General features: G+C 62.1%; 15 protein-coding genes and 1 pseudogene. 6 read left to right on the top strand and 10 right to left on the bottom strand.

Going from position 1 to position 17418, the window contains the following annotated elements; all coding sequences use genetic code 11:
* Nucleotides 1-129: 129 nt before the first annotated feature.
* The 6 genes and pseudogenes from ABV589_RS03275 to ABV589_RS03250 all read right to left on the bottom strand — a co-directional run bounded on the left by ABV589_RS03275 (nucleotide 130) and on the right by ABV589_RS03250 (nucleotide 6605).
* Nucleotides 130-1170 carry a GTP-binding protein gene (locus ABV589_RS03275; RefSeq protein WP_367084841.1) on the bottom strand — a complete coding sequence of 347 codons (1041 nt, stop codon included), beginning with the start codon at nucleotides 1168-1170 and terminating at the stop codon, nucleotides 130-132.
* Between the two features lie 75 nt (nucleotides 1171-1245).
* Nucleotides 1246-1861 (bottom strand): annotated as a pseudogene (locus ABV589_RS03270) (UbiX family flavin prenyltransferase).
* An 11-nt stretch (nucleotides 1862-1872) separates the two neighbouring features.
* The gene (locus ABV589_RS03265; RefSeq protein WP_367084840.1) at nucleotides 1873-3258 is read right to left on the bottom strand and encodes a UbiD family decarboxylase; all 1386 of its coding nucleotides are present in this window, start codon (nucleotides 3256-3258) and stop codon (nucleotides 1873-1875) included.
* 279 nt (nucleotides 3259-3537) lie between these two features.
* Nucleotides 3538-4443, bottom strand: coding sequence for an amidohydrolase family protein (locus ABV589_RS03260; RefSeq protein WP_003224037.1), 906 nt, complete (start codon nucleotides 4441-4443; stop codon nucleotides 3538-3540).
* Between the two features lie 4 nt (nucleotides 4444-4447).
* Complete coding sequence (locus ABV589_RS03255) at nucleotides 4448-5377, bottom strand: amidohydrolase family protein (RefSeq protein WP_086792694.1); 930 nt, start codon at nucleotides 5375-5377, stop codon at nucleotides 4448-4450.
* A gap of 337 nt (nucleotides 5378-5714) precedes the next feature.
* A complete protein-coding gene (locus tag ABV589_RS03250) occupies nucleotides 5715-6605 on the bottom strand; it encodes a LysR substrate-binding domain-containing protein (RefSeq protein WP_367084839.1) in 891 nt (296 codons plus the stop codon).
* Between the two features lie 118 nt (nucleotides 6606-6723).
* Between ABV589_RS03250 and ABV589_RS03245 the strand changes: the two genes are divergently transcribed.
* From ABV589_RS03245 to ABV589_RS03220, 6 genes are all read left to right on the top strand, one after another.
* Nucleotides 6724-7188: a (2Fe-2S)-binding protein gene (locus ABV589_RS03245; protein WP_367084838.1), complete on the top strand. Its 465-nt coding sequence runs from the start codon at nucleotides 6724-6726 to the stop codon at nucleotides 7186-7188.
* Nucleotides 7188-9401: a molybdopterin cofactor-binding domain-containing protein gene (locus ABV589_RS03240; protein ID WP_367084837.1), complete on the top strand. Its 2214-nt coding sequence runs from the start codon at nucleotides 7188-7190 to the stop codon at nucleotides 9399-9401. The genes ABV589_RS03245 and ABV589_RS03240 overlap by 1 nt, the downstream gene beginning before the upstream one ends.
* Nucleotides 9402-9407: 6 nt before the next feature.
* Complete coding sequence (locus ABV589_RS03235; protein ID WP_367084836.1) at nucleotides 9408-10301, top strand: LysR substrate-binding domain-containing protein; 894 nt, start codon at nucleotides 9408-9410, stop codon at nucleotides 10299-10301.
* A 189-nt stretch (nucleotides 10302-10490) separates the two neighbouring features.
* Nucleotides 10491-11987, top strand: coding sequence for a helix-turn-helix transcriptional regulator (locus tag ABV589_RS03230; protein WP_367084834.1), 1497 nt, complete (start codon nucleotides 10491-10493; stop codon nucleotides 11985-11987).
* 134 nt (nucleotides 11988-12121) lie between these two features.
* Complete coding sequence (locus tag ABV589_RS03225) at nucleotides 12122-12379, top strand: DUF1652 domain-containing protein (RefSeq protein WP_123588182.1); 258 nt, start codon at nucleotides 12122-12124, stop codon at nucleotides 12377-12379.
* 877 nt (nucleotides 12380-13256) lie between these two features.
* Nucleotides 13257-13478, top strand: a complete 222-nt coding sequence (locus tag ABV589_RS03220) for a hypothetical protein (RefSeq protein WP_045122399.1) — start codon at nucleotides 13257-13259, stop codon at nucleotides 13476-13478.
* Between the two features lie 201 nt (nucleotides 13479-13679).
* On the opposite strand, the gene ABV589_RS03215 is transcribed toward ABV589_RS03220, so the two are convergent.
* The 4 genes from ABV589_RS03215 to ABV589_RS03200 all read right to left on the bottom strand — a co-directional run bounded on the left by ABV589_RS03215 (nucleotide 13680) and on the right by ABV589_RS03200 (nucleotide 17326).
* A complete protein-coding gene (locus ABV589_RS03215; RefSeq protein WP_007965755.1) occupies nucleotides 13680-14447 on the bottom strand; it encodes an SDR family oxidoreductase in 768 nt (255 codons plus the stop codon).
* Nucleotides 14448-14469: 22 nt separating this feature from the next.
* The gene (locus ABV589_RS03210) at nucleotides 14470-15537 is read right to left on the bottom strand and encodes a phosphotransferase family protein (RefSeq protein WP_367084831.1); all 1068 of its coding nucleotides are present in this window, start codon (nucleotides 15535-15537) and stop codon (nucleotides 14470-14472) included.
* Between the two features lie 156 nt (nucleotides 15538-15693).
* A complete protein-coding gene (locus tag ABV589_RS03205; RefSeq protein ID WP_007965759.1) occupies nucleotides 15694-16662 on the bottom strand; it encodes a 2-hydroxyacid dehydrogenase in 969 nt (322 codons plus the stop codon).
* A 139-nt stretch (nucleotides 16663-16801) separates the two neighbouring features.
* Entirely contained in the window at nucleotides 16802-17326 is a 525-nt protein-coding gene (locus tag ABV589_RS03200; RefSeq protein WP_367084830.1) for a cysteine hydrolase family protein, read from the bottom strand.
* Nucleotides 17327-17418 lie beyond the last annotated feature (92 nt).

The following is a 17418-nucleotide window of genomic DNA, read 5'->3' as shown; positions in this document are numbered from 1 at the left end:
GCTGTTCAGGGGCCGCTTCGCGACCCAGCGGGAGCAAGCTCCCTCGCCACAGGTTCGGTGTCACCGTCAATTGAGTGGTTTCAGTCATTCGTGCTGCGAAGCCGCCATCCACCGGCTCCGGTGCCTTGCTCAGCCTGCCAGGCAGGCGGCAAAGCCCTGGTTCAGCGCCGCGCGGTCCAGGTCGCGGCCGATGAACACGATCTTGCTCGAACGGGGCTCCGTGCCCCAGGCGGTCGAGGCGCGGAATTCCACCAGGCTGTGCACGCCCTGCAGCACGTAGCGCTGGTCTTCGTTGGCGACGGCGAGCACGCCTTTCATGCGATAGAGGTTGTCGGCCTGGGACGAGCGCAGCTCGCTGATCCAGCGGTGGAACGCCATCAGGTTGACGGCGCCGTCCACGGCGATGCCCACCGATGACACGCTCGGGTCGTGTTCGTGGTCATCCGATTCATGCTGGTGGTCATGCTCGTGATGCTCAGGCTCGGCGCCGATTTCCATGAGCTTCTGCGTGCACTCGAACGCGCCGATGCCGAGGATTTTCGTCAGATCGATCTGTGCATGGGTGGAGGTCACCAGATCTGCGGTGGCGTTCAAACCACGGATCTTGCCGCGCAGGATTTCCACCTCGTCGCTGCTGACCAGATCGACCTTGTTGATGACGATGCGGTCGGCGCAGACGATCTGATCCACCGCCTGATTGTCGACGCCATCCAGTTGCAGATCTTCCAGGTGCTGGGCGATGTGCTTGGCGTCGACCATGGTCACGATCGCGTCGAGTTCGACTTCCTCGGCAATCGGGTCATTGATGAAAAAGCTCTGTGCCACCGGATATGGATCGGCCAGACCGCTGGTCTCGATCAGGATGTGATCGAGGCGCACCGGGCGCGCCACCAGTTCGCGGACGATGCGCACCAGATCCTCGCGCACCTCGGCGGTGCAGCACACGCAGCCATTGACCATTTCGTAGATTTCTTCGGTCTCGGAGCTGAGCACCAGATCGCCGTCGATACCGACCTCGCCGAACTCGTTTTCGATCACGGCGATCTTGCGGCCGTGGTTTTCCTTGAGGATGTAGTTGAGCAGGGTGGTTTTGCCGGCACCGAGGAAGCCGGTGAGGATGGTCACGGGGATTTTGGTGTTGGGGGTTGGGGCGTTGAAGGGGGTGTTCATCTGGAGCTCCTTACCTGTGTTTTTTGTCGGAGTGCGATCAACTGTGGGAGCTGGCTTGCCAGCGATGGCGGTGTGTCATTCACCAGTGATGCCGGCTGACCTGTTGCTATCGCTGGCAAGCCAGCTCCCACAGGGGCCGGGGGGGTTCTTGCCATCGGCAGGCAACGCCGGCATCCAGGCCGAACAGGTCGAGTACCCGGCCAAGGCTGTGATCGACCATTTGCCCAAGACTCTCGGGCCGCGCGTAAAACGCCGGCACCGGCGGGGCGATGATCCCGCCCATCTCGGTGACGGCAGTCATGTTGCGCAGGTGGGCGAGGGTCAGCGGGGTTTCGCGGGCCATCAGCACCAGGGTGCGGCGTTCCTTGAGGGTGACGTCGGCGGCGCGGCCGATCAGCCCGGAAGACGTGCCGGTGGCGATCTCCGCCAGGGTGCGCATCGAACACGGCGCGACCACCATGCCCAGGCAACGGAACGAGCCACTGGCGATCCCGGCGGCGACGTCATCGGCGCGGTGGTAGTGGCTGGCGAGTGCAGTGACATCAGCCAGTTTGTAGTCGGTCTCGTGGGCCATGGTCAGCAGCGCGGCGCGGCTGATGATCAGGTGGCTTTCAATGTCCAGTTCGGCGAGCAATTGCAGCAGGCGCACGCCGTAGATGAAGCCGGACGCGCCGCTGATGCCCACTACCATCCGCTGACGGCTCACGATGCCAGGCCTTTGAGCAACACCCGCGCACGTTCGAGCACATCCTGATCCAGCTGCGCCTTGATACCGTCGAAGCCTGAACCGCGTGTGGCATCAAGGCCCATGCGCGAAGTGGTGCCGTTGACCGAAGACGACGGATCCAGCGGACTGCCGGGCAAGCCATCGATCACGAAAATATCCAGATGCGGCTGGAAGTGCGTGGCCAGCGCCCACAACACCTGACTGTCGTCAGTGATGTCGATATCGCTGTCCACCGCGATCACGTTTTTCAGGTACGGATCCCAGCCGAGCAGGGCCAGCATGATTTGCCGTGCCTCGCCGTCGCGGCTCTGATCCAGTGCCACGTAGCAATGAAAGTGCGTGCCGGAATTCGGGTAATGCACGGCGGTGACAGCGGGGAAACGCGCCTTGAGCTTCTCGCTCATCTCCGCTTCGCGGGGCAGCCGGGCGAGGGTCAGGTGTTCGGCGTAGCGGCCGCCCATCACGTCCACCAGCCAGGCGTCCTTGCGCCGCAGCAGAGTGTCGACGCGCAGCACGTTGTTGGTCGAGCGATCCGAGGAATAACCGCTGAACTCACCGAACGGGCCTTCCTCGGCGTAGGCCGTCGGGTCGATGGCGCCTTCCAGGACAAATTCGGCGTAAGCCGGTACTCCGATGCCGTAGCGCGGGGTTTTCACCAGCTCCAGCGGCGCGCCGAACAGGCCCCCGGCGACGGCGCGTTCATCGCTGCCGTAGGGCAGGCGTGCGGCAGCGGCGAGCATGAACAACGGATGCGCGCCGACCACCATTGCAACGCGCAATTCTTCGCCGCGCTCGCGGGCGGTCTGCAGCATCCGCCACAGGTGTCCACGCGAGTGCAGGCTGGTCGCCAGGGACTGGCGGGCGTGGCGCATCGAGCGGTGGTAGCTCATGTTGGCGATGCCGGTCTGCGGGTGCTCGGCGATGATGATCGCGTTGGTGATGTACGGGCCGCGGTCGCTGTCGAAATGCTTGAGCATCGGCAGCAGCGCCAGATCCACGGCTTCGCCTTCGAACACTTCATCGAGCACCGGACCGCTTTCCACGTAGCGCGGGGCGATGGGCTGGTTGGCGCGGCGCTGGAAGGTTTCGTGCAGTTGTGCAGGCGTTACGCCGAACAACCGGGCGATGCGGGTGCGGGAGGCGAACAGATTGGTCGCCACCGGCACCTTGAGGCCGCCGACGTGTTCGCAGATCAGCAGCGGATCGCGGCCCTGTGCGGCGAGGGCATCGACCAGGGCGGTGATGTCCTGATCGGCAGAAACGGGTTGGGTGATGGTCAGCACATCGTCCGGGTATTCACGGCGATAGGCATCGATGAACGCGTGAAAGTCCTGAGAATCGCCGAGCGTCGAACGGGTCATGGTTTCACCTCGTAAAAAGCAGGCACGCAGGGGTGAGAGGGCGTTCGATCGAGCAGCCGTTGGCCTGCCGGTCGAGGGAACGCCGGGTCATCTTCGTGCCTGTAAAGTCGCTGTGTTGCCTCTACTGTTCACTAAGGTGCTGAGCAGATCCCTGTGGCGAGGGAGCTTGCTCCCGCTGGACTGCGCAGCAGGCCTTGTTCTTTGGGGGCGGCTTCGCCACCCAGCGGGAGCAAGCTCCCTCGCCACAAGGATTCAGCATGGCTTCAGCGAACAGCGGTATCAGAGATAAGTGGTGGTCAGGCGTATGTCGGCCTCAACCAGATCCTTTGGCGGTGGCGTCGGCTCGATCCCGCACAACCGGGCGATGTTGTTGCCCAGGTAGTCTTCGAGATGATCCTCATCGATGCCCAGGCCCTGCGGTGCCGGTGAGCACAACACCTCCAGCTCGCGCAGCCACATGCCCGGTTCGTTCGGCGGCGAGTCGGTGCCGAACACGATCTTGTTGCGCGGCAGTTCCTTGGCGAATTCGACGATCCGCGACTGGAAGCACCAGCCGGATTCGCAGTACACGTTCGGCGTGTCCATCGCCATCCAGAACGCCTCGAACGAGTAGTTGCCGCCGGTCTGGATGCCGAAGTGGCCGATGATGAAATTGACCATCGGGAACTCACGGATGATCGGGTAGAACATCGTCGGAATGGTGTACGGGCCATCGCCGGTGTGGATCAGCACCACGATGTTGTACTTTGCGCAGACCTTCATCGCCGGGCGTAACCAGTCCAGCGCCCGATCCGGACGATAGCCGTGCATGTTGGCGTGCAGCTTGAGCATCTTGAAGCCGTATTCCTTGATGTGGAATTCCAGCTCCGCCGCACCGTTTTCCGGTCCCCAGCGCGGGTTGAAGTTGAAGTTGCCGATGAAGCGATCCGGGTACTTCACGCACAGTTCGGCAACGTACGACATGTAGTCACGCACGCCCTCGCGGCCACGGCGGTTGCCGTCGCGATAACCGGTGTTGCCCGGTGGTGGCTGGATGAAACCCATGTCGATGCGGCGCGGTTTGCCGTTGATCATGTACGGGCCGTCCATCAGTTTGAGCATGCGCTCGCCGGTGAACGGTTCGCCGGTGTGGCGCCAGGCCTCATCGACCAGATTGGTGGGATGCAGATGGGTGTCGATGATCATCGGTTCAGCTCCTGGCCAGTTGCGTGGTGACGGGGCGCTTGAGCTGCGCCTCTGCTTCGGAAACGGAACGCGGCGGCGGGGTCGGTTCGAGGCCGATCATCCGCGCGGTGTTGTTGCCCAGATATTCTTCGAGGGTGTCCTCGTCGAGGTTCAGGCCCTGCGGCGGTTCGTGGCAGAGCACTTCGAGCAGGCGCAGCCACATGCCCGGTTCGTTCGGCGGGGTGTCGGTGCCGAACAGGATCTTGTGCGTCGGCAAGACCTTGGCGAACTCGACGATCCGCGATTGCAGGCACCAGCCCGATTCGCAATAGACGTTGGGCAGCTCCATCGCCCATTGCATCGGTTCGAACACGTAGACGCCGCCGGTCTGCACGCCGAAGTGGGCCATGATGAAATTCACGTTGGGGAATTCCTTGATCATCGGCACCCATTCCGAGGGGATGCTGTACGGCCCGTCGCCGGTGTGCAGCTTGACCGGAATGCCCAGCTCGGCGCATTTCTCGAAGCACGGGCGCACCCAGTCCAGCGCCCGGTCAGGCCGGTAGGCGTGCATGTTTGCCTGCATCTGCACCATCTTGAAACCGTGTTGCTTGACGTAGCGCTCGATCGCCTCGACGCCGTTCTCCACGCCGCAGCGCGGGTTGTAGACGAAGCAGCCGATGAAACGATCGGGGTAGGTCTGGACCATTTTCAGGGTGTAGGCCATGTAGGCGTCGATGGATTCACGGCCCGAGAGTTCGCCGTCGGTCCAGGTGTAGATGGTGTTGCCCTGCGGCGGCTGGATGAAGGCTTTGTCGATACGGCGAGGTTTGCCGTTGACCATGTACGGGCCATCCATCATCTCCAGCAGACGCTCGCCGGTGAACGGGTCACCGTCATGCCTCCAGGCGAGGTCCACGAGATCCGTGGGATAGCAGCTGATATCGATGATCATTGAAGTCGATCTCCTGATAGCGGGGAAGGGAGCCTTGCGGCTCTCGGCATCCACGGCCCGGGCTATCGGCCATTTCTATGCGCAGCACTCGCGCATTCCCTCGCCTGTTCGCATCCGGCCCGGGTGGGTGGTTGCTGAGGGCGAGTATTGGAAGGCGGGGGAGGGTTCGTACAATATTAATTGGGCGCGGTGGTGATACTTGGGCGATATGGTTTTGGTTTTAGGGTGAATGTGCCGACGCCATCGCTGGCAAGCCAGCTCCCACAGTGATCGAAGTGTTGATCCGATCTGTGTCACATCACAAAAACCTGTGGGAGCTGGCTTGCCAGCGATGGCGTCAGGACTGTGTACGCGCAGCCAACTGCCTGATCACCTCAACCACCGGCGCCACCCGCTCCGCCTGCCCGTGCGGCCACACGGCGTAGAGGTTGTAATGCGCGGCAATCTGCGCCTCGTTCAGCGCCACCAGCCGCCCATTGCGCAACGCATCGGCAGCCAGCAATCCACGCACCAGCCCGGCACCGACACCCGCTTCGGCAGCCGCAATCAGGTTCGCCGCATTATCGAAAACCACCCGCGCCGGTGGCTCCTCGGGCGGCATTCCGGCTGCGTCCAGCCACGGAATCCACGAGCGCCGCGTATAGCCCAACAGCGGCAGTTCAAGAATCTGCGCCGGGCTCAGCGGCAACTGCAAACCATAACGCTCAAGCAACGCCGGTGAAGCCACCGCCAACACCCGATCGCCACAGATCTGCGTCATCTCGCAGTCATCCCAATCGCCATAGCCGTAACGCAACGCCAGATCGACCCGCTCGAACGTGCTGCGATCACTGCGCGGCATCGACAGCAGCGTCACCTCGTAATCCGGCAGTCCGTCGAGCAACTCCGGCAGGCGCGGATTGAGCCAGCTCTGCGCCAGCTCGCTGTCCACATCCAGAGTCAGGCGCTGCGCCACGCTGCGGTTTTTCACCGAGGACAGTGCGCGGTCGATCTGCGCCAGACCGTCCGACAGCACGCTGGCAAACAGCTGCCCGGCGTCGGTGAGGTTGCTGCCGCCGCCTTCACGCACAAACAACGGCTGACCGATGAAATCTTCCAGTGCGCGAATCTGCTGGCTGATCGCGCTATGAGTCAGATCAAGTTTGCGCGCCGCGCTGGAAAAACTGCCACTGCGCGCCGCGTGGATGAACGCACTCATGGACTGCACTGACGGGTATCGCTTGTACATGTTGTTAGTCCTGCTAACAGCGGTTGGCAGAAATCGTCGCTGGCCGCGATTTGCCCGGGGTTCCAATAATCGGTGACCAGGCCCGCACAAAGACGGGCCGCTCTTTTGGAGCCTGACAATGATCGCATTCACGGTTAACGGCGAACGACGCGAGCTGGATGAAGCGTCCCCCTCCATGCCCTTGTTATGGGTACTGCGTGACCAACTGAAACTCACCGGCACCAAATTCGGCTGCGGCATGGGCCTGTGTGGTGCCTGCACCGTGCATCTGGACGGCGTCGCGGTGCGTTCCTGCCAGTTGCCGCTGGCCGCCGTCGCGGGCCACAGCATCACCACCATCGAAGGTTTGTCGCCGAACGAAAGCCATCCGCTGCAACTGGCCTGGGTCGCCGAAGATGTGCCGCAATGCGGCTACTGTCAATCCGGGCAGATCATGTCCGCCGCCGCGCTGCTCAACACCGGCGCGGCGGTGAGCGACGATTCGATCCGCAATGCGATGAGCGGCAATATCTGCCGCTGCGGCACTTACGCGCGAATCAACAAAGCGATCAAACGTGCGGCGAACGCGCCGAAGGAGGCATGATGAGCCTGCGCGACGACACCTTGCTCGAACCGTCCCGGCGGGTGTTTCTCAAGCAAACGGCGACGCTCGCTTCGGGCCTGGCGATTGCCTTGTACCTGCCATTCGGCAGCGCCGCCAGCGACCCGAAGGCGCCGGCCCCGGCCACGGAATTCGAACCCAACGCCTGGGTGCGGATCTTCCCCGACGGCACGGTGAAACTGGTGGTGCACAAGCACGATTCCGGCACCGGCACGCAAACAGCGCTGGCCGCGTGTGTGGCCGAAGAGCTGGATGTGAACCCGATGACCGTGCAGGTGATCACCCCGGAAGATCCGTTTTTCGACACCTACATTCACCCGGTCTGGAAAGTCTTCTCTACGGGCGGCAGCACCAGTGTTTCCCTGGAATACGAGCGCTTGCGCATGGCCGGGGCCACGGCGCGGGCGCTGCTGATCGCGGCGGCCGCAAAGCAATGGAAAGTCAGCCCCGACAGCTGCAGTACCGAAGAAGGCCGGGTCATTCACGCGGCCAGCAAACGCAGCCTCGGCTACGGCGAACTGGTCGGCGTGGCGGCGCATTTGCCGGCACCGGCCAACGTCACGCTGAAGGATCCGGCGCAGTTCAAGTACATCGGCAAACTGCGGCACAAACGGGATGCCGCGGCCAAGGTCTGCGGGCGCTTCAAGTACAGCATCGACGTGCAGTTGCCGGAGATGCTGGTGGCGGTGATTCAGCGCGCGCCGGTAGTCGGCGCGAAAGTGCTCAGCGTCGATTCGGCGGCGGCATTGCAGGTGCCGGGCGTGCGCCAGGTGCTTGCGATTCCGGGGCGGCCCGATGTACTCGGTGGCAACCTGGAAGGCGTGGCGGTGCTGGCCGACACGTTCTGGGCGGCGCAGCAGGGCCGCAAGGTGCTGGAGATCAAATGGAGCGACTCGCCACTGGCCGGGTTCGACAGCGCGGAACTGGCCAAGGCCCAGGCTGCGGCTATTTCCGACCCGCACAGCCAAACCGTCACGGCCATGACGCATGGCGATGTCGACGCGCAATGGCCGCACGCGGCGCAACTGCTCGAAGCCGATTACCGCATGCCGTACAAGGTGCAGAACCCGCTCGAGCCGATCTGCATCACCGCGCACGTGCAAGATAAGGCGATCACTTATTGGGGCGGCGTGCAGGTGCCGTCTTCGGCGCTGGAAGCCGCGCAAACCGTGTGCGGCATCGACAAAGGCAAGGTCACCATCAACGAGCTGGTGTCCGGTGGCAGCTTCGGTGCGCGGGAGGCCAAATACTGGTTGTTCGAAGTGGCGTATCTGGCGCAGCAGACCGGCGTGCCGGTGAAGTTACTCAACAGCCGCGAAGACGAGATGCACGCATTGTTCAATCACCCGGCGACGCTGCACCGGGTCAAAGGCGCGCTGGATGCCCAAGGCAAACTCAACGCACTGCAACTGCACGCGGTGTCACCGGCCTCGCCGGAGCAGTGGGAGCCGGGCTATTTCGAACGCCCGGATCACATGGATTACAGCACCACCGAAGCGATCACCGCGTGGGACTTCGCCTATCGTCCGCCGCATCTGCAGTTGAACTGGGTCAAGCACGAAAGCCATGTGCCCAGTGGCTGGTATCGATCGGTGAGTTTCATTCCCAACGTGTTCGCCGTCGAGAGCTTCATGGACGAACTGGCCCACGCAGCGGGCGCCGATCCGCTGGCGTTCCGTCTGGCCAACATGCAGGAGCGGCCACGGCATGTGGCGGTGCTCAGACAGGTCGCCGAGCGTGCCGGATGGGGCCAGCCGCTGCCGCCGGGCACTGCGTTGGGGATTGCCACCAATCAGGGTTACACCAGTTTTATCGCGGTGGTGGCGCGGGTCGCGACGGTCGATGGCAAGCCGAAAGTCGAGAAGCTGACCTGCGTGGTCGATTGCGGTCTGGCGGTGTCACCTGGCGGCGTCGAAGAGCAGATCTACGGCGGCCTGATGTGGGGCCTCGGCCATGCGTTGTTTGATCGGCTCGACATTCAACAGGGCAGGGTGGTGCAGAGCAATTTCCACGACTACCGCGTGACGCGCATGTCGGACATGCCCGCCACGGACATCGTGGTGCTGGAGGGTGAGCCAGGCAAACCCGGTGGCGTCGGCGAACTGGGTAGCCCTTCCGTAGCGCCTGCGATCGCCAACGCACTGTTCAGCCTGACCGGCGTGCGCCAGCGTTCAACGCCGTTGAGTCTGGGGTAAACCGCCATGGACCTGCGTCTGCTGCGCTATTTCATGGCCCTGGCCGATGAGCTGCATTTCGGTCGCGCCGCCGAGCGTCTGCACATCTGCCAGCCGCCGCTGAGCCAGCAGATTCGTCTGCTGGAAGAAGAACTCGGCACGCCGCTGTTCGAGCGCAGTCACCATCGGGTCGAGCTGACAGCGGCGGGGCAGATGCTCAAGGAGCAGGCGCCGCTGGTGTTCGAACAGCTTGAGCGGGCGCTGGACCTGACCCGTCAGACCGGGCGCGGGCAGCTCGGTGAGCTGGAGATCGGCATGATCAGTTCGGTGATGGTCGGTGTGCTGCCCAAGGCCCTGCACCTGTTTCGCGAGCGCTATCCGCAGGTGAACTGGCGGCTGCATGAAATGACCCCGGCGGCGCAGGTCAAGGCGCTGAAGGAAAAACGTATCGACGCTTGCGTGTTCCGCGTCGGTTATGACGATCCGCTGTTGCGCAATGAACTGCTGATCTACGAGCCGATTCATGTGGTGATGCCGGCTGATCATCCGCTGGCCAGCCGCGAAGTGCTGGCGCCGGCGGATCTGGCGCAGGAGCCGTTTGTCGCGCTGGAGCTGAAGCAGTCGCGGTTTGCCAACTTTCTCTATCAGTGCTGTATTCAGGCCGGTTTCACGCCGCAGATCCGCCAGCAGGTGATCGAGGTGCAGACGTTGCTCAGCCTGGTACGCGCCGGGTTTGGGGTGGCGCTGCTGCCGGCTTCGATCGAGCAACTGGCACCGGCGGGGCTGGTGTTTCGCAAGCTGACCCCTGCGCTGCCGGAGGTGCCGTTGTATGCCACTTACCGGGCGGATGATGCTTCGCCGGTGCTCAGGCTGTTTCTCGATACGTTGCGCGAGCTGGTGGACATGTCAGGCCAACCTTGATCCCCCTTGTGGGAGCGAGCTTGCTCGCGAAGACGGTGTGTCAGCCGACGAATTATTTGACTGAAATACCGCATTCGCGAGCAAGCTCGCTCCCACAGGGGGACTGTGATGGTGCGGGAATTTATGTTCGGCACGATCACGATTGCCTGCGGTCGTAATCTTCACACGTGCATTCCCTGTGGAGATCCAATGAGCCAGGAAGTCCTGACCACTGAAACCAACCGTCGCCAGCTGCAGCAGATCATCGCCGGGCTGTCCGACGGGGTGATTCTGCTGGAGCTCGATCAGAGCATCCTCTGGGCCAACGAGGCGGCGCTGGCGATGCACGGTGTCAGCCGGATCGGTGAGCTGGGCGTAAATGCCGATGAGTACGCCAAACGTTTCACTCTGCGTTATCGCAACAATCACGTGATCCCCCCGGAAAACTATCCGATCAGCCGCGTCGCCCGTTGCGAAGTCTTCAGTGATCTGTTGATCGAGCTGAGCGCCGTGGAAGATCCCGAGCATGTCTGGGTGCACAGCGTGCGCAGCATGGTGCTGACCGACCGCGAAGGGCAGCCGGAGTCGCTGGTCTTGATCATGAGCGACGTCACCGATTGGGCCAACGCCGAGCAGCGCTTCGAAAAGACCTTCAACGCCAACCCGGCGCCGGCGGTGATCTGCCGCCTCAGCGATTTGCGCTACATCAAGGTCAATCCGGGGTTTCTGGAGATGACCGGTTACACCCGCGAGCAGGTGATCGGCACTTCAGCCTATGAAATCGATATTTTCGAACAGGCCGAGCAAAGAGATCTGGCGATCCAGCGCCTGCGCGATGTGGCGACCATTCCGCAGATGCAGGCGCAACTGCACCTGCCCGATGGCGGCAGCAAGCAAGTGATCGTTGCCGGGCAGCCGTTGGTGCTCAATGATGAGGATTGCATGTTGTTTTCCTTCGTCGACATGGAGCTGCGCCACAAGGCCGAGGTGGCGCTGCGTCAGAGTGAAGAGCGTTTTGCCAAGGCGTTCCGCCTGACCCCGGTGCCGATTCTGATCTGCACCGCCGAAGAGCAGCAGGTGATCGATGTCAATCAGGCGTTCCTCGACGCTCTGGCGTACGAGAGTGACGATGTCGTCGGTAAAACCGTGACCCAACTGCATTTCATCGACGACGATGGCGCGCGGGCCCGACTGCTGACCGCCCTGGCGAAAAGCGGTCGGGTTGATCGGGTCGACGTCCGGGTGCGCAAGAAGGATGCGGATCTGCTGGAGTGCGCGGTGTCTGCCGACACCGTGAATATCCAGGACACGCCGTGCTATTTGCTGGTGCTGATGGACATCACTGAACGCAAGCGCACCGAGCTGGAGCTGGTGGCGGCGATTGAAGAGGTGATGAAGGATGCTTCGTGGTTCAGCCGGACGCTGATCGAAAAACTGGCCAACGTGAAGAAGGTCAACTCGCCGCAACTGCCGAGCGTGTCGTTCACTGACCTGACGGCGCGCGAGCGCGATGTGCTGGGACTGATCTGCGAAGGGCTGGCTGACAAGGAGATCGCCGCACGCCTGAAGCTGGCGCCGAATACGGTGCGCAATCATGTGGCGACGGTGTATTCCAAGCTCGATGTGCACAGTCGCAGCGAGGCGATTGTCTGGGCGCGGGAGCGCGGGCTGTTTTCTGGCGAGCGCGGCACGAAGGGCCAGCGTTAGGTGCAAATGCACTAATTGATGCGGTGCAAATGCAGGTTCTGGTGCGGTGGGGCAGTTCTTAGTCTGTTGGGGTGCGATACGAGCCTGTCGGCTTGGGATCGTCTCCCTTCGAAACAGCTAAAGGAACAGGCTCCATGATGAATCTTGCGCAGTTGCGCGCCAGCCTCGAACAGAGTTTTTCGCCATTGGCGTGCGAGTGTTCAGTGGATGGGGATCATTCGCTGACAGTGAAGTTGTATCACCCGGATTCGGGGCAGGTGGATCTGGTGATCAGCGGGTTGAAGCTTGATGCGTTGCGTACGCCGGAGTCGGTGGCGGCGCTGGTGGATGAGTTGCGGTATGAGTTGGAGAGTAATTCTTTGCGGGCTGCTCGGGATCCGGATATGGCTTAGGGTTTTAGGGGGTTTGGGGTGTATATCCGTTGCTGCGGTAACGGCCTCCTATGGTTCCGCCCTTACGGCGGGTCACCTTTTCCAAACGCCGAAAAGGTAACCCAAAAGGCTTTACCCTGACGTTCGGCCCTCGCCTGGGCTCGGGTTCCTTCGCTGCGGGATTCATCCGGGGGGCAGCGCCTACGGTTTGCTTCGCTGCACCTCCTCTCGCTGTGTTTGGCTGCGCCAAACGGTCGCTGCGCTCCCACCCCCGGATAAATCCCTCCACTCAGCCTGCCGACGGGCCCTCAGATCAAAAGCTTTCGGCGAGCTGACACTCGGCCAGTGTAGGAGCTGCCGCAGGCTGCGATCTTTTGATCTGGGGCTTCAGGGAGCCAGCCTGCTGGTGATGGCGGCCTGACAGCCGACCTGTTTCTGGCAGGAATACTACTCCTTGGGGGAGCCGGCCTGCTGGCGATGGCGGCCTGACAGCCGACCTGTTTCTGGCAGAAATACTCAATCCTTGTGGGAGCCAGCCTGCTGGCGATGGCGGCCTGACAGCCGACCTAGTTTTGTCAGAAATACTCAATCCTTGTGGGAGCTGGCCTGCCGGCGATGGCGGCCTCACAGTCGGCCTGTTTCTGGCAGAAATACTCACACCTGTGGGAGCTGGCTTGCCAGCGATGGCGGCCTTGCAGAGAACACATTTCTTGCTGATGTATCCCTCCCACTCAGCTTTGCTCCCCACAAAATCGACAGCCAGTTCCCCCATCCCCCTCCATTTCACTGGCGCTTACAGGGTGGTCGGCTATAAAGAATGAGTGGTCAGGTCTTCCGTCATCCGCGGTATTCGTGCGCAATGGCGGAAGTGGCTCTTCCATTCACCGCGGATCGTCCTATGAATAATCCTGGGAAACGCGTGTATCTGCCGTTGTCGCTGGCTTTCTCCGTTGCGCTGCTCAGTGGCTGCGCCAGTCCGCCACCACCGCCTCCTGCTGCACCTCCACCGCCGCCGGTGCGTACTTGTCAGACGCTGGAAAACACTCAGGTGTCCGGCGATATGTACGTTGACGAGCAGGTCACTCGGCATATCACCACCACCCGGTGTGTCACGCAGTAGCGCTGTGGCGCTGCGCGTTTGCTGTTGCGGAAGTTGTAGGTGCGCTTCGTCAGGTAATGGCCCAAAGTCATTGACTGACAGAGAACCCCTGTGGGAGCGGGCTTGCCCGCGAATGCGGTGTGTCATTCAAAGCGATGGTGCCTGACACTACGTCTTCGCGGGCAAGCCCGCTCCCACAGGGTTAATCATTTGTCAGAGAAATCAGGACAGGAACCCACCGTCCACATTCAGCGAAACCCCGGTGGTGTAGCTCGACGCATCACTCGCCAGATACAGCACCGCGCCGGCCATTTCACTTGGATCGGCCACGCGCTTGAGCGGGATCTGCGTCAGTGCCTGCTTGAGGATCGCATCGTTCTTCACCAGCGCTGAAGCGAACTTGGTGTCGGTCAGACCCGGCAGCAGGGCGTTGCAGCGGATGCCGAATTGCGCGCATTCCTTGGCGAAGACCTTGGTCATGTTGATCACTGCCGCTTTGGTCACCGAATAGATGCCCTGGAACACGCCCGGTGAAATCCCGTTGATCGAGGCGACGTTGATGATGCTGCCGCCGCCGTTCTCGCGCATCAGCTTGCCGGCTTCTACCGACATGAAGAAGTAGCCGCGAATGTTCACGTCGACGGTCTTCTGGAATGCGCCCAGATCGGTGTCCAGCACGTTGCAGAACTGCGGGTTGGTCGCCGCGTTGTTGACCAGAATGTCGAGGCGGCCGAACTGTTCCTTGATCCCGGCGAATACCTGGCTGATCTGTTCCATTTCACCGATGTGGCAGGCCACGGCGGTAGCTTTGCCGCCGGCAGCGATGATGGCGTCGGCGACGTGCTGGCAGCCTTCGAGCTTGCGGCTCGAGACGATCACGTGGGCACCTTGCTGGGCCAGCAGTTTGGCGATGGCTTCACCGATGCCACGGCTGGCGCCGGAGACGAATGCGATTTTGCCGTCGAGGTCGAACAACTGAGTCTTGGACATAAGGGTTCCTTGGTGTGGGCCGTCAGAGGCTCGATTTTGCAATGACCTGCAGGCTCATGTGCTCCAGCAGTTTGTTCATGTGAATGAACTGCGCGAAGCGTTTGTCCTGGGTCTGGCCGTGGTAGAAGCGGTAGTAGATCTGCTGCACGATGCCTGCCAGGCGGAACAGGCCGTAGGTGTAGTAGAAGTCGAAATTGTCGATCCGGATACCCGCACGTTCGGCGTAGTAATCGACGAACTCGCGGCGGGTCAGCATGCCCGGAGCATGGCTCGGCTGGCGGCGCATCAGTTGCACCGGTGCCGGATCATCGGCCTGAATCCAGTAGGCGAGGGTGTTGCCCAGGTCCATCAGCGGATCGCCGAGGGTGGTCAGTTCCCAGTCGAGCACGCCGATGATCTGCATCGGGTTGTCCGGGTCGAGGATCACGTTGTCGAAGCGATAGTCGTTGTGGACGATGCTCGAGGTCGGATGGTCGGCCGGCATCTTGTCGTTGAGCCAGGTTTTGACCTGCTCCCAGTGCGGCGCATCCGGGGTCAGGGCCTTTTCGTAGCGCTCGCTCCAGCCTTTGATCTGACGGGCGACGTAGCCTTCAGGCTTGCCCAGATCGCCGAGGCCGCAGGCGTTGTAGTCAACCCGGTGCAGTTCGACGAAACGGTCGATGAAGCTCTTGCACAGTGCTTCAGTCCTGGCCGCATCAAGGCCCAGTTCTGGCGGCAGGTCGGAGCGCAGGATGATGCCCTTGACCCGTTCCATCACATAGAACTCCGCGCCGATCACCGACTCGTCGGTGCAGTGCACGTAGGCTTTCGGGCAGTACGGGAAACCGTCGCGCAGTTGATTGAGGATGCGGAATTCGCGGCCCATGTCGTGGGCGGATTTGGCCTTGTGGCCGAACGGCGGCCGGCGCAGCACGAATTCCTGCTGCGGGTACTCCAGAAGGTACGTCAGGTTCGACGCACCGCCGGGGAACTGGCTGATCTGCGGGGTGCCGGTCAGGTCCGGAATGTGCGCCTTGAGGTACGGATCGATCAGGCTGGCATCGAGTTCTTCGCCAGCGCGGATACGGGTGGACTGGTCAGTAAGCGCCATGCTTATCCCTTCTGCTTATTTTGGAGGCCAGACATCATTGGCTAATCTAATGGCGCACTCGGGCGGCCACAAGCGCGCAGCGGTCTTATAGGTTAGCGTGTTGCAGGATAATCAGCGTTTCGAATAGGTACGGCAGCAGGGCGCTGCCGGCGCTTTTCAATGCACGCGCTGGTTGTTGAGCCTGGGGGGCAGGGCGATCGGCGTCAGCACCGGTTGCCCGGAGAAGAACGCCACGAGGTTTTTGCCGACCAGCTCTACCGTGCCTTGGGTGGCCTCGGGTGACAGGCCGGCAACGTGCGGCGTGAGAATCACGTTGCTCAGCACTTTCAGTGCATCCGGCACCTGCGGTTCGTGATCGAACACGTCCAGTGCGGCGCCGGCAATTCGCCGTTGCTCGAGGGCAGTGATCAGATCCGCTGTGGCGATGACACTCGCCCGGGCGATGTTGACAATGAAACCGTTCGGGCCAAGGGCGTCGAGCACCGGGCGAGTCACCAGATGCTGGGTGCCGATGCCGCCCGGCGTAGCGATGATCAGAAAGTCCGAGGCGCGTGCCAGTTCGGTTGGCGTCGAGCAGAACGCATAAGGCACATCGCTGCGCAGTTGACGGTTGTGATAACTGATCTGCATGTCGAAACCGAGCTGGGCACGCTTGGCAATCGCCATGCCCACCGCGCCCAGGCCGAGAATGCCCAGGCGTTTATTGGCCAGCGAAGGGCGCATGATTTTTGGCCATTCACCCCGGCGCACTGCCGCATCGCAGCGCGGAATGTCGCGCACCAGCGCCAACAGCATCGCCATCGCGTGATCGGCCACCGACGAAGCGTTGACCCCGGCGCCGTTGGTCACGGTGATCCCGCGATCGCTGGCAGCCTGCAGGTCGACGTGTTCATAACCGGCGCCGATCACGGTGATGATTTTCAGTGCTGGCAGGGCGGCGATTTCCTCAGCGGTCAGTCCCAGCGGGCCACGGGTCAGCACCGCGTCGATCCGTGCGCCGTGGCTGGCGATGGCTTGCGCACGTTCGGCAGGGGTTGGTGCGAGGATCAGATGAAAGCCCTGATGCTCGAGAATCGGTAAATAGTCATTGATGGTTTCAACCAGTACCAGAACGGTGGCGGGCATTGCGCGGCTCCTGTGATCAGTGGCGGTTCGGTCGCGAAAGTCGTGTCAGAGTGCTGATTCCAGAGCGGTTTGGCAATGATGGCCGCAGCCCCGCTTCAGCCAGTGTAGGAGCTGAAACGGGGAGCGCGCGGGCGCTTCGTCAGAAGCTCACGTCGGCGCTGTTGATCAGCCGCGCAAATGCCCCGCCGAGGGTGGCGTTATGGTGCTCGATGATGACGTGGGCGGGTAATGCCGGGGTGTCCATGCAAGTGTGGGCGTCGGTCACCAGCAACGGTTTGAAGCCCAGATCGGCAGCGGCGCGGCAGGTGGCGTCAACGCAGAACTGCGTTTTCATGCCGACCAGGTACAGATCTTCGACATTTCGGCTTTTAAGTTGCTGCGCCAGATCAGTGCCATGGAAGGCGTTGGGGCGGGACTTGTCGAACACATGGTCGGACTCGGCATTCAGATCGAGTTCCGGCAGCAATTGCCAGAAGGGGCTGCCGGCGGCAATCGGCGAACCTGCCGGGCCGGTGTGGCGTACGGCGTAGATCGGCACGTGTTGCTGGCGGGCCTGGTGGATCAGGTGCTGGATGTTGGCGAGCACGCGCTCGCCGTCGTGGGGTTTTTCCGGGCCATGGAACAGACCGACCTGCATATCGATGATCAACAGTGCTGCGGGCATGGTGTTTCTCCTTGAGGGCTGCAAGTGCCGCACGGACGGGAGAAACAACAAGGCCCCGTCCATTGCTGGCGGGGCCTTGGGTTCACTGCGCT

Origin of the sequence: Pseudomonas sp. HOU2 (assembly GCF_040729435.1) — a bacterium.
Classification (GTDB): Bacteria; Pseudomonadota; Gammaproteobacteria; order Pseudomonadales; family Pseudomonadaceae; genus Aquipseudomonas.
This window is presented reverse-complemented; position numbering and strand designations above follow the sequence as displayed.

Bases quoted from the DNA above. Each gene is read 5' to 3' on its own strand.
- ABV589_RS03215 (WP_007965755.1), bottom strand. From the start codon at position 14,447: ATGTCCAAGACTCAGTTGTTCGACCTCGACGGCAAAATCGCATTCGTC.
- ABV589_RS03230 (WP_367084834.1), top strand. From the start codon at position 10,491: ATGAGCCAGGAAGTCCTGACCACTGAAACCAACCGTCGCCAGCTGCAG.
- ABV589_RS03260 (WP_003224037.1), bottom strand. From the start codon at position 4,443: ATGATCATCGACACCCATCTGCATCCCACCAATCTGGTCGATGAGGCC.
- ABV589_RS03220 (WP_045122399.1), top strand. From the start codon at position 13,257: ATGAATAATCCTGGGAAACGCGTGTATCTGCCGTTGTCGCTGGCTTTC.
- ABV589_RS03265 (WP_367084840.1), bottom strand. From the start codon at position 3,258: ATGACCCGTTCGACGCTCGGCGATTCTCAGGACTTTCACGCGTTCATC.
- ABV589_RS03245 (WP_367084838.1), top strand. From the start codon at position 6,724: ATGATCGCATTCACGGTTAACGGCGAACGACGCGAGCTGGATGAAGCG.
- ABV589_RS03250 (WP_367084839.1), bottom strand. From the start codon at position 6,605: ATGTACAAGCGATACCCGTCAGTGCAGTCCATGAGTGCGTTCATCCAC.
- ABV589_RS03275 (WP_367084841.1), bottom strand. From the start codon at position 1,170: ATGAACACCCCCTTCAACGCCCCAACCCCCAACACCAAAATCCCCGTG.
- ABV589_RS03205 (WP_007965759.1), bottom strand. From the start codon at position 16,662: ATGCCCGCCACCGTTCTGGTACTGGTTGAAACCATCAATGACTATTTA.
- ABV589_RS03200 (WP_367084830.1), bottom strand. From the start codon at position 17,326: ATGCCCGCAGCACTGTTGATCATCGATATGCAGGTCGGTCTGTTCCAT.
- ABV589_RS03255 (WP_086792694.1), bottom strand. From the start codon at position 5,377: ATGATCATCGATATCAGCTGCTATCCCACGGATCTCGTGGACCTCGCC.
- ABV589_RS03225 (WP_123588182.1), top strand. From the start codon at position 12,122: ATGATGAATCTTGCGCAGTTGCGCGCCAGCCTCGAACAGAGTTTTTCG.
- ABV589_RS03210 (WP_367084831.1), bottom strand. From the start codon at position 15,537: ATGGCGCTTACTGACCAGTCCACCCGTATCCGCGCTGGCGAAGAACTC.
- ABV589_RS03240 (WP_367084837.1), top strand. From the start codon at position 7,188: ATGAGCCTGCGCGACGACACCTTGCTCGAACCGTCCCGGCGGGTGTTT.
- ABV589_RS03235 (WP_367084836.1), top strand. From the start codon at position 9,408: ATGGACCTGCGTCTGCTGCGCTATTTCATGGCCCTGGCCGATGAGCTG.